Raw genomic sequence first — 13,665 nt, forward strand, 5'->3', positions numbered from 1 at the left:
TAAGTGATTACTAACCAAAATGCAACAAGCAATTTTGAAACTCTGAATTGAGACACTGAATAAGCGCTTACGACCAAAGCTTGCAGGCTTGTGAGCGGCAACGTATGATGAATAGAAATCATAATCGGAGTAGCAGGGAGAACGAAATGGATGGTGGGTAGCGTGAACGAAGAGTTGGATGCATACAGCTGGGTGACGCCCGAAGGAATGCTGAATGTTCAATATATAACAAGCCGCGAACAATTGTATAAAGGAATGAACGGAAGATATGTGGAGCGATTCACTGTTCCTAGCGGTGAAAGTTATATTTTCAAACCACTGACGAATCCTGCGCAGCATGGACGGGAACGATGGATGTACGAGCGTGTGATGTCTGGCTTACCACCAATCTATCCGCAACTCATTGCAGCGTCGGATCTTACCATTGCTCCAGCACAGAGCTGGATGATCTACGAGGATCTGGGGCAACTGGTGCAAGATTCACAAGAAGCGACGATGCTCGGTGCAGCTGCACATATGGCAGCATGGCATGCATTGCCTGTTACGGATTGGAGTGAGCTGCCTCGCGTGGGCCAGAAACCGTCCATTCGCACAATGTTGGATGAGTTGCAAATGCATAGGCAATCTACCGATGAACTGTTATCCAGATTGGATATGCAGCTATCCGCATCCGATTGGGATAAGATCTCCAGGTTGATCCTCACGGCAGAGGAAGAACTTCCTACTGTTTTGTGTCACGGAGACCTGCATCCAGGTAACATGGCGGAGGTGGACGGCAGACTGGTCATCTTGGATTGGGAGCATGCCCATCTGAATACGCCACTGTGGGATATATATCACCTAGTTGATCTATCGCATCCGCTGTTTCCCAGAACGGTTACGCCTGCATTGCGAGAGCGGGTCGTGGATGTTTATTTGGACAAACTGGGGAGCCTGGGCGTGCAAATTGAACGGGTTTCTTTTGCAGAATGGTACGACGCTTATGCTATTGTATTCTCACTCTGGATGCTGCGTTTAATTGACGGTGATCTGAGGAGTAAGGAATGTGTGTGGCCGAAGGAACAGTTGCGTAACCAGTGGCATGAGACGGCAGCAACGCTGGAACAGTGCATGAAGCACTTGGATGAGGAATAGAAATGAGGGGTGAGAAGCTTGCGTAAAGTCGGACTTGTTATGCGTAAAATTCAATTCACGGAAGCACAGGGGCCACGCGTATTTGCGGATCGGCTGAAGCAGATTGGTCTGGAGCTGGGCGTGGATATTGTGTTCATCTCGCCGGAGCGTCATGTCAGCGGATACGACTGGTTGCCGGGTTATGAGCATGAGAAAGGTGACCTGGTGAACTACGATATCGTGCTGGACCAGATTCATAGCCAAAATATAGAACATGTCATCTACACCGTATCCGGGTTTACGTTTTTAAAGATGTTCTTACCGAAGAGTGTATTGTTCCCGCACAGTTTCCCCGATCCCGCGCTAACGGGATATGAGATGATGAAGCCATTTTATACGATGGTGGATAAAGCAATTGTACAGACGGAGTTTTTGAAAACAGAACTGGGTCGCAATTTCGGTGTACATGACGTGAATGTTATTCCGATTGGCTTTAGCGAAGAGCTGGCGAACCGGCACTATGATCCGAGTCAGGTTGTGCATAATCGGGTGCTCTGGATCGGTAGGGATGAGGCGAACCGCCGCCCAGATCTGGTGCTGGAATACGCTCGGCAGAACCCGGACAAGGAAGTATATATGGTGTTTGGCGGTGTACGCTATAAGGAAACCATGAAGAAGTACGACATTCCTGCCAACGTGAAGCTGAAGTTTGCGCTCACGCAGGATGAGATATTTACGTTGATGAACTCATCCAAGGTGTATTGGAACTGTTCGGCCTTTGATACATTTGCGATGCCGTTGACGGAAGCGATGGCGATGGGCAAAATGGTCGTGAAGCCGGAGCATGCCTGCTACGGTCACATTCGATCCACGCATGCCTTTGCAGGCAATGAGGATAACTGGTTTGAACTGGTGAACATGGCTGCGGCTGCCCCGCGCAGTGTGTCAGAAGACAACCGGGAGTATGCGTTTGGTGCCTTTTCGCGCACGAAGATGAAAGAAGGGTACCGACACTTTTTCTCGGATTGGTTGAAGTAACGTAAGGTCTGTAACAAAGGGCTTAATCCATCCAGCAACAGGAGGGGAACCTTATGGAAGTACTGATCTTGTGGACATTGGGAATGTGGGCGGTGCTGCTGCTGATTGAATGGCTTATTTACCGATTGCAAGGACGGCGAATGACGTGGGTTCAATATATATTGCCATGTGTGGCCTTGCTCGGCGGTGCCGTTGTAATCATGATCAGCATCGATATTGGCGGGTGGAACGGCATCGGATATGCCCTGCTCGGCGCATCACTGGGTACCTCGGGAATGTTAACACTTATTACGGTGGCAATCAGGGATGTAATGCTTCGGCGACGGGGCAGGAATTAAGCGTAAGAATGAAACTACTGTACAGTATGATTGAATTGGGCGAAGGTATGGTTGCGGAAACGCATTCGTCTGTGATATATTGACATTAATTATGACAAGGGAGGTGAAGACAGGTGAATCACGAGATGCTTAACAACCGTATTAGCCAGCTGCCGATTGCTATGGCTGGCATTGTTCATACTTTTCTGACCAACGGGAGAAGTCTGTCCAATTTTGAATATACGGAAGTTAACATTTGCGAGAAGATGCCTGCCTTGACCTCATTCGGACGATAAGCGATATTGCTTGAATTCTGAAGGGCCGCGGAGCTAACCTCCTGCGGCTCTTTTTGTGTTGCGGTCAGGATCTTCCATACCATAGGAGGAACCTTATTATGATAGTGATTAGCGCGCAACAACTGACTCAATACCACGGAGCACATCTGGTGCTGGACGGCATTACGTTTGAAATTATGGAAGGTGACAAGGTCGCCCTGATTGGCCGCAACGGAAGCGGCAAGACCACACTTATGCGCCTGATGGCAAGACTGAACAAGCCGGATGAAGGGCAATTGATGATCAAGAAAGATACACGAATGGGATATGTGGCTCAGGTTCCAGAAGGATTGGATGACCATACCGTACTGGATGTACTGAGTCTTGGATTCAAGGAGCTTATGATATGTCGCACGCAAATGAAGGATATGGAGCAGCAGATGTCCGATCCGGCATGTGCAGCAGACCCTAATCAATTGGAGCGCCTGCTGAAACGCTACGCGGCACTGCAAGACCAGTTCGAGCGTGAGGGTGGATATGAAATGGATGCCCGGATCGATCAGGTGGCGGACGGTTTGGATATCGCCAAGGCACACTATGGTTGGCACTTTGGTTCCCTGTCTGGTGGGGAGCAGACTCGGGTGGTGCTGGCTTCACAGCTAATCGTAAGACCCGACCTGTTATTGCTGGATGAGCCGACAAACCATCTTGATCTGGAGCGGGTCGAGTGGCTGGAAGGATTTTTACGTGAATATCCCGGCACCATTGTCCTGATCTCGCATGATCGCTATTTTTTGGATCGGGTCGTGAATCGAACACTGGAGCTGGAGGATGGAGAAGCGGAAACATCTGCTGGCGGTTATACGGAATATATGAAAGTGAAGGAACAACGGCTGTTGCAGCAATTCGAGGAGTTCAAGGAGCAGCAGAAGGTTATCAAGAAAATGAAGGAAACGATCCGCCAACTGGAGGAATGGGGCCGAGTTGGTGGGAATGAAAAGTTCTTCAGACGGGCGGCTTCTATGCGTAAAGCCATCGAGCGGATGGAACAGGTGAAGCGTCCTGTACTAGAGCGCCGAAATGCCGAGTTCGATGTGCGTCCTACGGATCGAACGGGTAAACGGGTAGCGGTATTGGAACAGGTCGAAAAAAGCTATGGTGAGCGTGAAATCCTGCGCGGAATCTCGGGTCTGCTGGAATATGGAGATAAAATTGCACTCATTGGCCGCAATGGTTCCGGCAAGACGACCTTGTTCAAGCTGTTGCTTGGTGACGAGCAGCCCAATGCGGGCAAGCTGGAGTGGGGAGCACGCGTGGATGTCGGGTATCTGGCTCAACAGGAGGAACCTACGAATCCAAAGCTGAATGTACTCGAATACTTCCGTCTAGAAGCAGGCGTGGAAGAGGGAGAGGCTCGCGGAATTCTGGCACGATACTTGTTCTATGGAGCGGATGTATTCCGCTCTGTCGGGCAATTATCTGGCGGGGAATGGACGCGTCTGCGGCTAGCTCTTCTGGTGCAACGTAAACCCAATGTACTGCTGCTCGATGAGCCAACCAACCATCTGGATATCGCATCCAGAGAAGCGCTGGAAGAGTCCTTGGTTGATTTTGAAGGAACTGTACTTGCCATCTCGCATGATCGGTACTTCGTCAATCGCCTCGCTTCCCGTGTCTGGGAACTGGAGGACGGTCAGATGACCGCTTACCTGGGAGACTATGAGGCGTATCGTGAGAAGAAGCTTGATTTACAAGCTCGTGCGGCGGCGACAAGTCAGGCTATAGCAGGGGGAGCAGTTCCATCTCGCGGGAACGCCAAGTCAGAGATGAAGTCAGGGTTAACGTCCGCGTCCGGCGGGACTGCCAGATCAGGGAAGAAACCAGGAGCAACCTCGACAATGAACGGATCCACTGTTGTAGCTGCGGGTGGAAGTCATGATCATGAAGCTTCTACTGAATCAGGTAAGGCGATGGCCTCTTCGGCAGCAGCTGCATCGAAACATAGAAGTGGCAATGGCAACCAACAGTCTGCGGATAAGCTGGAACAGACGTTGGCTCGTCTTGAGGCACAGATTCAGGTGCTGGATCAACAGCTGGAAACGGTGCAGAACAATCCGCTTGAACTGGAACAAATCTGGAATGATCGGGAGCAATTGTCCGCTGAATATAATGATGTATTGGCACAGTGGGCTGAGTTATAAGTCCGAATGGCATGAGCATAAGATTGAACAAACGAGGTCGGAGAATCTTCTCCGGCCTTTTTGAACTGAATTGCGTACCAAAAGTAGAAAACAGTATGTTATTTCCTGCTTCGTTAATCGGAGAATGAAGGTAGCCAATATGTTCTTTATTACATGTCATGGTGAATAGAATCAATTTCATAAATCACTAAAAATGGAGTTTTGTAACTAGACATAGACAAATTAAACCATTTTGATCTATGTCTAGCCTTGATTTGAAGCAGCTAAAGGTACTATGAAATTGATTCACTAGTGTAACTTTTTTCCTTCTGATGCGTTAAATACGTTTGTATGAATTGAAACGGCTCACCTAAGAGCTCGCAAAAAGGGAGGTTATCGGTATCTATTATTCATTGACGTATCGGAGTTGGTCGGATGATCGACAAGCGGAGACAGGGGTGCTGGAACAGGCTTCAGTCACACGAGATGAACTGTTCATGCGCAAACTGGTGGATGCCACCTTGGTGAAAAACAAACTCTGGGCGCATCTGTCCAATGAATGCCAGGATGGGCGGGAACATGCAGTATATGTAACGGCGTATGAGCAACAGATGCCGGATGAGTACGGTGCGGCGATTGCGGATGCTGCGCTGGCGATGTGCAAAATGTCTTCCATGTATAGTGCAGAGTATATGCTGTGGAATGGAAGTTCATTTCAGGAATTGGAACTCACAGTATCCTCCACCTATACGATGGAGCTTGCCGAACAACTGCTGGACCATTACATGGTTCGCGGTGGCAAGACGTATGAGTTCCTGTATTCCGTGCTGGATGCGGATCGCAAGAAAGTGTTGTTTTATATGAAAGAGGTGGATCTGTGATGAGTGACCAAGAGCGGGGGCAAGCATCGAAACCCGGATCAAAAGCAAAGCTGGTTGCTTTCTCCCTGATGCTGGCGGTTCCTGCCGTGTTATCCGGTTGTGGTAGCAACAATGATGAATGTGACCCGGAGTATGATACTGGATGTGAATATGATTCCAGTAGCGGACACTATTACTACGGTGGGTCGTCGTATCGAAGCAATAAGGACAGTAACAGCTCCTATAGCAAATCCAAGTCCAAATCAAGCGGCTTCGGTAGCTTCTTCCGCAGTTCGGGAGGATAACCGGATGAGGCGAGTGGTTCAACTGCCGTTTAGTCACGAGGAGGTATTTCAGGGCGAAACGGAACAACAGATTCCATATCATCGAATGTACGGGAAGCAATATTGTGTGCCTGCATTGACGGTCTATTCTCCCTCGGAGATGCAGGAGCTGCGTGCGGCAGCCGAGGCGGTAGACGGCATTTACTGTAAAGTGATGCGATTTATTCAGCAATACATGCCGGATTCTTTTTTGAAGCATCAGCTCGGTATCCATCCCGGGCTTATTCCGACGGCACGTATGGAGATGGTGACTGGAGGCATTACCCGTCAGGACTGGATTATCGGAGAAGCTGGCCCGAAGTGTATTGAAAATAATACGGACACTCCTACGGGCATACCGGAGGCTGCTGCATTGGAAAATATCATGGTCGGTCTTGCTGAGGATGCCACGTTGACTGCACCATCTGCCGAGATGGATACACGTATTCGGGAATGTTTCAAGATGTGGCTCGAATTCTATACAGAGCAGGGATTAAAGGGTCCGGTGACATTCACTTCTTTTGGCGAACATGTCGAAGACCGAACGAATACGGAATACCTGATGAGACGTTGTCAGGAAGCGGGATACGAGGTTTTCTATGCTCCACTTGAGGAACTGGAGATTGTTCCGGGAGAGGCGCTTTACCATAGGGGGCGGGAGATTAACTTGCTGTATCGCCTTTATCCGCTGGAGTATCTGATCGATGATCGGGATGAGACGACAGGGGTGGACATTGGTGCTGCGCTGCTTGAACTTGTACGTGAGGGAAGATTGGGCCTGATGAATCCCGTTCAGCATGTGCTGATGCAGAGCAAAGGCTTCATGGCGGCAATCTGGTCGCTCTACGAGCGGAACGAGCAAACCCCGGAATATTGCGGATTTACTCTCTTTGATGAAGCAGAGATGGACGTGATTTCCCGATATCTGCTGCCCACCTATTTTTCATCTGAGCCCTTCGAGCTGAACGCCATATCATATGTAGCCAAAAGCTATTGGGGGCGCGAAGGCAGAGGAACTCTTTTGCTGGATGGAGGAACGGACAATGCCTTTGGAAAGCAGGATATGGAGCATCCTCTTAACGAGGCGCTGGAATCCAATCTTGCATCTGGGGCAACAGACGAGGATGAAGAGATCACAGCTTATTACGAAAATCAGCCCAAAATCTATCAGCAGCTGGTTCCGATGGAACAGGTTGTGATCGAGACGGAAGCTGGAGCATACAGCGGTTATCTGCTTACAGGGGTGTTTGTTATCGGTGGGCGTTTGGCTGGGATGCTACCACGGGTCGGGGAGAAAGTAACCGGAGATATGGCCTATTATTGCGCGGCTACGGTTAGTGAACGGATGAATGATGAGGAGGAGAAGAAGGAATGGAAAACTTGGGATTAAACCTCGTGAATGTGGCGGTGGGTGTAGGCATTCTGCTGGTGGTATTGGTATGTGGATATTTTGCTTTTAGCAAATTGACCCGGTATAACGATAGTGAGGAAATCGCCAAAGGTAACGAGGCGGCAGGCATGTACATGGGCAGCAAATTGCTGGGACTGTGTATTATTGTGGGCATGGTATCTTTCTCGACGCATTCGTGGTTGGATATGCTGCTGTGGTCGGCGTTTGGAATTATTGTGTTGTGCCTGGTCTATATTATATTTGATTTCCTGATTCCAAAAATGCGGGTGTGTGACGAAATTGCACGAGGCAATATGGCGGTAGCACAACTGCTGCGTTCGATTATCATCGGCGTTTCCATCGTCATTGGTACGTTTTTGATGTAAAATAAGACATAGTGTTTTATGGAGTTTACTATCAAACGGAAGAAGGAGCGCGGCATCATGAGAAGAGTCATCATCGATACAGATACAGCAGGAGACGATACGATTGCGATCCTGACGGCATTGCATCACTTTCAGGTGGAAGGCATCACCATTACGGGCGGTAACGTACAATTCGACCAGGAAGTTGAAAATGCCCTGTACACGGTACAGGTTGCTGGACATGGCGGCAAGGTGCCGGTATATAAAGGATGCGAGCGTCCGCTAATGGCCTACGGAAAGGCTCAGCACCGCACAGTGGAAGATGTGCATGGCGATGATGGTATGGGCGGCGCGCATTTCCCGAAGGCAGATCAGCGTCCCGAGAGCGGGCATGCGGTTGATTTTATCATTGAGAAGGTGCATGCACATCCAGGTGAAATTGAACTTCTGGCGATTGCTCCACTGACTAATATTGCGATGGCGATCCAGAAGGATTCAACCATTATCCCGGAGATTGCTCACCTGTACATCATGGGCGGAACCAATAATGCACTGGGCAATATCACACCGGCAGCCGAGTATAACTTCTACGTGGACCCGGAAGCAGCGAAAATTGTACTGCATGCAGGCATTCCAATCACGATGGTTGGCTGGGAGATGTGCACGCAATATTCAGTGATGGACGATGACGATCATGCAGAGATTGCGGCTCTGGGTACATCGGGTGCTGATTTCTTCACTGCAATCAACAAAGTGGTTATGCAGTTCAACAAGTCGGTACATAAACTCAATGGCACCACTCATCCCGATACGTTGCTGATGGCTGTTGCGGCAGATGAATCCATCATGACCAAGTCAGGTCAGTATTATGTGGATGTGGAAGCCGCAGGAGAGCTGACGCGTGGATACAGTGTGGTTGATATCAACGGACGTTTTGGCAAAGAGCCGAATGTACGTGTCTGTGAAGCCATTGATCGGCCAAAATTCAAATCCATGCTGCTGGACGTTCTCTCAGCGATCCAATAAACGCAGGAATTTAACTACAGGAAAAAGAAGAAAATCCGTGCCTATCCCAGGTACGGATTTTTTTTGCTCATTTTAATCTAACCTTGCAGCAACAAAAACGAGTGGATGCCTGTCGTGACCAGATCATGGTCTTCCTCATCAGGCAAACCCGATACTGTAATGGTGCCGACTTGTCCCTCATTTTTCAGAATCAGTGGGAAAGCGCCACCAGCCAAGACATAGTCCGATGCAGGCAGGTTGAAATCCTGCTCAAGCGTTTGGTCCTCGTTTCTCAGGCGCAGAGCCGTGTGCCAAGAGCTGGAAGAGAAATGATTCACGACGTTGTTCTTGCGGCGAATCCAGTCTTCGTTGTCGGGATGAGTGCCTTCCATCGCATGCAAAAAGAGACGATGTCCCTTCAGGGTAATGTCAATGGTCACCGCTTGGGAACGACGCTTCGCTTCCTCGACCAGATGCAGGCCAAGGTTAAGCGCCGTTTCAGAATCAAATTTGCCAAATACCAAGTCACTTTCTTCCTGTTGCATTTCCTTTAATTTCTCTGTCATGATCAGGTTCAAATTACAGGCAGCCCCTTTACATATATGATTGATGTCTACATTCGACATGGATTGGTGTAGTCCCTTCTGGATGCAGTCTGAACGATGTTAGTGGACGTTATTTGCGTGGTTAAAGACCGTTCATTTGGAGACCGTACATCGGCTGTGTTAAAGTGAAGGGAACCTAATATACATAACTCTTAAAGTTAAAATAAGTTATTGCTACGTAGGCAGGAGGAGAAGCACGATGCTGTTTTATTTTGTAGCACTGTTGGTGACTTTGGTGGACCAGGGAACCAAGATTGCAGTGAGGATGTATATGGAAGTTGGCGACGTCATGAGACTGGGTAACTCGGGCATGCAGTTACAGCATTACGAGAACAGTGGAATGGCTGGCAGCATGTTTCAGGGAAATGCGCGTCTGTTCGGTGTGATTGCTGTTCTGTTCATAGCAGGCATGCTGTATTACCGGAGTAAAGGTGAGATTCGCGGTTTCTGGATGCAAGCTGGCGCGGGTTTTATGGTCGGCGGGGCTTTAGGAAATGCGATCGATCGATTTATCTATGCCCGGGTAACGGATTTCCTCGTATTTCCGTCAGGACGCGGGATTTTGAATCTCGCTGATGTCGCAATTAACATTGGTGTGGTCATGATTATCATTGGCATGTTGATTCGTGCATATCAGAGTTATCGGGCCAAGCGTTTACGTAATGCTTTGCCGAAAGCAGAACGTTCGTAATAGGTTGGATAAAAGCGTTACAGTGGCTGAATATAAGCTTATTAAATGAGGGACATTGGATATCATCCAGTGTCCTTTTTGTTATGCCTGATTCAGGTCATGGGAAGAACTGCCGTGATTCATTTTTACCGAAACCGTTTTAGAAATAATAAAGACGTATATTATCCATTCAGATTGAAGTCGGTTTGGAAGGATTAACCAAATGGTTATTTCACCATTTGTATGGGTAAATCTTTACGTATATTAAGCTGAGGGAGGTACAACATGAGAACAACGCTTACCAAGGCTCTCGGGACAATGTTGCTGTGTGGAATGATGGCTGTACTTTTATCTTCCTGTACCAGTGGAGATAGCGCGAATGGCAAAGTGCAGATTGAGTTTTTCCAGAACAAGCCTGAAGCCAAAACAACCTTTGATGAATTGATCAAGACGTTCAACGCTGAGCATGACGATATCCAAGTGACACAGGTGAATCCGCCCGATGCGGAGACAGTACTGAAGACGCGTGTCGTCAAAAATGATATCCCGGATATTATGGCCATGGGTGCAACCGACACCTATTCCATTCTGGCTCAGAGTGATATTTTCACCGATCTGACGGACAGCTCATTACTCCAGACGATTGATCCGAACTACATACAAATGCTGAAGGATCTCACAGGTATGGACGAAGTGACAGGTATTCCTTACGCGACTAATGCAAACGGCATCATGTACAACAAAACGCTGTTTAAGGAAATGGGATTGGACGTGCCCAAGACGTGGGATGAACTCATTGCGACAGCCCAAAAGATTAAGGATGCAGGTGAGATTCCATTTTATTTCACATACAAGGATGACTGGCAGACGAGCCTGCCGTTCAATGCACTGGCCTCCAATCTGGTCGGTATTGATTTCTACCAAGAGCGACGCGATAACAAAGTGACGTTCAAGGAGAAGTACCGCGAGGTAGCTGAGAAGCAACTGGAACTCATGAAATACGGTCACGGCGATAACTTTGGTAAAGCTTATTCGGACGGTAACCGTGCCTTTGCTAACGGTGAAGCCTTTATGTACATCCAGGGAACCTGGGCCATCTCGGAGATTCGCAAAGCGAACCCAAATGTCGATATTGGTTTCTTCCCATTCCCTACGGGCAACGATGCAAGCGAGATCAAGCTGGTGAACGGGATCGACTCCCTGTTTACCATTGCGGCGGACACGCCTAATCGCGAACAGGCAGAGACGTTTATTGCGTTTCTATTAGAGCCTGAAAATATCGGAAGATATATTGACGAACAGACGCTGTTCTCTGCGGTAGAAGGCGTGAAGCAGGATGATCCTGCCGTACAGGAATTGATGCCATATATCGAGCAGGGCAAAGTTATTGACTTTCCCGATCACTATATTCCGGCTGCGGTGCAGCTGAATTCCATCGTACAGTCCTTTTTGCAGAACCAAAACATCGACAACTATCTAGATACACTCGACAAAGAATGGGACAAGGTTGCTAATCGGCGCTAAGCCTTGTCAGAAGGAGGATGGAGTATGAACAAGCGTATCGCACCCTATTACTGGATGACGGTTCCGGCAGTCGTGTTGTTCTTTGTGTTTATGACGCTGCCGGCCCTCCAGGGCATCTATTATTCATTTACGAATTATAACGGTTTCGGAAAAGAATATGATTTTGTTGGTTTTAAAAACTATTTCAACTTGTTCCAAGATGACAATGTAGGCAATGCCTACTGGTTTACGTTCAAATTTGCGATCGTGGTGACGATCCTGACCAATATTCTGAGCTTACTCATTGCACTCGGGCTGAATGCCAAGATCAAGTTCCGTAACTTTTTCCGCGGCATCTACTTCCTGCCCAATATTCTGAGTGTACTGATCGTAGGTTACATATTTAACTACCTGTTCTCCAACGTATTCCCGATCTGGGGACAAAACCTGGGCATCAATGCGCTATCCACGAACATACTCGGTAGCGAAAGTCTGGCTTGGATCGGTATCGTCATTGTTGCAGTATGGCAATCCGTGGCCCTGAATACGATTCTGTATTTGGCTGGTCTGCAAACGATACCAACAACACTGTACGAGGCATCCAACCTCGACGGCGCAGGCAAATGGCGTGAATTCTGGAGTATTACATTCCCGCTCATTGCTCCATTCTTCACCATTAATATGGTGCTGGCGATGAAAAATTCACTTATGGTCTTCGACCAAATCGTAGCCTTGACCAACGGTGGTCCCGGACGGGCGACGCAGTCCATCTCCCATCTGATCTACACCGGCGGATTTGAAGGCGGCGAATATGCATATCAATCTGCGAACTCGGTTATTTACTTCATCGTTATTGCGGTGATTTCAATTCTGCAAATCCGGTTCCTGCAAAGAAGGGAGATGGATCTGTAATGAGAAGCCGTACACGAATCAATTGGCTCGTTATGCTGCTCGTTGTGCTGGGTACCCTGTTTATCCTGTTTCCATTGTATATGACCGTTACGATTGCTTTGAAAAATCCGGAACAGATGGCCCAGTCGGTCTTTGCCATTCCGACCACACTTCACTGGGAGAATTTCGCGAGAGCTATCGACATGACAAACTTCTTCCAATCGTTCCGTAACAGTGCGATCGTTACCGCATCAACTGTGCTCTTGACGTTGCTCAGTAACTCGATGGTGGCCTATGCGATTGCGCGGAATATGGAGAAACGCAAGTTTTTCAAAGGACTGTATTATTACTTCGTCAGCGCGATGTTCATTCCGTTCCCGATCATCATGCTGCCGATTGTTAAGCTGACCGCATCGCTGGAGATGACAAATCTGGTAGGTCTGATTCTGCTTCACACGGTCTATGGTCTGGCATTCAACGTATTTGTGTACGTTGGATACATCCGGTCCATTCCGGTAGCGCTGGAGGAAGCGGCGTTTGTAGATGGAGCGACGACGTGGGGCACGTTCTGGAAAATCATTTTCCCGCTCATGGCACCCATCAGTGCCACGGTTGGTATTCTGACATGCCTATCCACGTACAACGATTTCTTGCTGCCACTCATTATTATCAGTGATCCGGGACAATACACGCTGCCGCTGGTACAGTATGTATTCCAAGGACAGTTTAATACCGAGTTTAACCTTGCGTTTGCATCCTACTTGCTCGCGTTACTGCCGATGATTATCATCTACCTGTTTGCGCAGAAGTGGATCATCAACGGGGTTACACAAGGGTCTGTAAAATAACTGAAGATGTGTCACAGAAAAGGATATGTGTGAAGGGATGTGAACAAAGAGAGGTGGACTTTAAAAGTCCCCTCTCTTTTTTTGATCCTTGTCATTTAACGTTTGGGAACTCCTGGGAGGATTGATTAACCTGTAAAACTATGCTATTTTTTAGTCGTTAGTTTAATCGATAAACAAAGACTAGAAGAGAAGAAGGTTAAGTTTCAATTATGCAAGCGCTTTAACGAAAAAAACTGAATACGTAGATAAATCCGGCATCGTTTGTACCCAGTCTTCAAGAGC

15 protein-coding genes are annotated in these 13,665 nt (G+C 48.2%); 14 read left to right on the top strand and 1 reads right to left on the bottom strand.

Annotated features, from left to right (window positions below):
* Positions 1–150 precede the first annotated feature (150 nt).
* The 10 genes from MHB71_RS26720 (at position 151) to MHB71_RS26765 (ending at position 8,887) form a co-directional block, all read left to right on the top strand.
* Positions 151–1,134, top strand: coding sequence for an aminoglycoside phosphotransferase family protein (locus MHB71_RS26720; protein ID WP_340028130.1), 984 nt, complete (start codon positions 151–153; stop codon positions 1,132–1,134).
* An 18-nt stretch (positions 1,135–1,152) separates the two neighbouring features.
* Positions 1,153–2,151: a glycosyltransferase gene (locus MHB71_RS26725; RefSeq protein ID WP_340028131.1), complete on the top strand. Its 999-nt coding sequence runs from the start codon at positions 1,153–1,155 to the stop codon at positions 2,149–2,151.
* Between the two features lie 53 nt (positions 2,152–2,204).
* Positions 2,205–2,489 (top strand): YesK family protein, encoded by a 285-nt coding sequence (locus MHB71_RS26730; RefSeq protein ID WP_036606621.1) that lies wholly within the window; start codon positions 2,205–2,207, stop codon positions 2,487–2,489.
* 113 nt (positions 2,490–2,602) lie between these two features.
* Positions 2,603–2,764 carry a hypothetical protein gene (locus MHB71_RS26735; RefSeq protein WP_017691697.1) on the top strand — a complete coding sequence of 54 codons (162 nt, stop codon included), beginning with the start codon at positions 2,603–2,605 and terminating at the stop codon, positions 2,762–2,764.
* A gap of 98 nt (positions 2,765–2,862) precedes the next feature.
* On the top strand, positions 2,863–4,944 hold the full coding sequence (locus MHB71_RS26740) for an ABC-F family ATP-binding cassette domain-containing protein (RefSeq protein ID WP_340028132.1): 2,082 nt from the start codon (positions 2,863–2,865) through the stop codon (positions 4,942–4,944).
* A gap of 392 nt (positions 4,945–5,336) precedes the next feature.
* Positions 5,337–5,804, top strand: a complete 468-nt coding sequence (locus MHB71_RS26745) for a hypothetical protein (RefSeq protein ID WP_340028133.1) — start codon at positions 5,337–5,339, stop codon at positions 5,802–5,804.
* Positions 5,804–6,088 carry a hypothetical protein gene (locus MHB71_RS26750; protein WP_036671603.1) on the top strand — a complete coding sequence of 95 codons (285 nt, stop codon included), beginning with the start codon at positions 5,804–5,806 and terminating at the stop codon, positions 6,086–6,088. The genes MHB71_RS26745 and MHB71_RS26750 overlap by 1 nt, the downstream gene beginning before the upstream one ends.
* 4 nt (positions 6,089–6,092) lie before the next feature.
* On the top strand, positions 6,093–7,496 hold the full coding sequence (locus MHB71_RS26755) for a glutathionylspermidine synthase family protein (protein ID WP_340028134.1): 1,404 nt from the start codon (positions 6,093–6,095) through the stop codon (positions 7,494–7,496).
* Positions 7,478–7,882 carry a DUF350 domain-containing protein gene (locus MHB71_RS26760; RefSeq protein ID WP_017691702.1) on the top strand — a complete coding sequence of 135 codons (405 nt, stop codon included), beginning with the start codon at positions 7,478–7,480 and terminating at the stop codon, positions 7,880–7,882. The genes MHB71_RS26755 and MHB71_RS26760 overlap by 19 nt, the downstream gene beginning before the upstream one ends.
* A gap of 57 nt (positions 7,883–7,939) precedes the next feature.
* The gene (locus tag MHB71_RS26765) at positions 7,940–8,887 is read left to right on the top strand and encodes a nucleoside hydrolase (protein ID WP_340028135.1); all 948 of its coding nucleotides are present in this window, start codon (positions 7,940–7,942) and stop codon (positions 8,885–8,887) included.
* 77 nt (positions 8,888–8,964) lie between these two features.
* On the opposite strand, the gene MHB71_RS26770 is transcribed toward MHB71_RS26765, so the two are convergent.
* A complete protein-coding gene (locus tag MHB71_RS26770) occupies positions 8,965–9,444 on the bottom strand; it encodes a heme-degrading domain-containing protein (protein ID WP_340028136.1) in 480 nt (159 codons plus the stop codon).
* Between the two features lie 226 nt (positions 9,445–9,670).
* Between MHB71_RS26770 and lspA the strand changes: the two genes are divergently transcribed.
* The 4 genes from lspA (at position 9,671) to MHB71_RS26790 (ending at position 13,383) form a co-directional block, all read left to right on the top strand.
* Positions 9,671–10,162 carry a signal peptidase II gene (gene lspA / locus MHB71_RS26775; RefSeq protein ID WP_036606631.1) on the top strand — a complete coding sequence of 164 codons (492 nt, stop codon included), beginning with the start codon at positions 9,671–9,673 and terminating at the stop codon, positions 10,160–10,162.
* 264 nt (positions 10,163–10,426) lie between these two features.
* A complete protein-coding gene (locus MHB71_RS26780) occupies positions 10,427–11,665 on the top strand; it encodes an extracellular solute-binding protein (protein ID WP_339190733.1) in 1,239 nt (412 codons plus the stop codon).
* Between the two features lie 24 nt (positions 11,666–11,689).
* Complete coding sequence (locus tag MHB71_RS26785; RefSeq protein ID WP_036606633.1) at positions 11,690–12,556, top strand: sugar ABC transporter permease; 867 nt, start codon at positions 11,690–11,692, stop codon at positions 12,554–12,556.
* Positions 12,556–13,383: a carbohydrate ABC transporter permease gene (locus MHB71_RS26790; protein ID WP_036606635.1), complete on the top strand. Its 828-nt coding sequence runs from the start codon at positions 12,556–12,558 to the stop codon at positions 13,381–13,383. Before MHB71_RS26785 ends, MHB71_RS26790 begins: the two co-directional genes overlap by 1 nt.
* Positions 13,384–13,665 lie beyond the last annotated feature (282 nt).

Origin of the sequence: Paenibacillus sp. FSL H7-0940 (genome assembly GCF_037979415.1) — a bacterium.
In the GTDB taxonomy this organism is placed as follows: Bacteria; Bacillota; Bacilli; order Paenibacillales; family Paenibacillaceae; genus Paenibacillus; species Paenibacillus amylolyticus.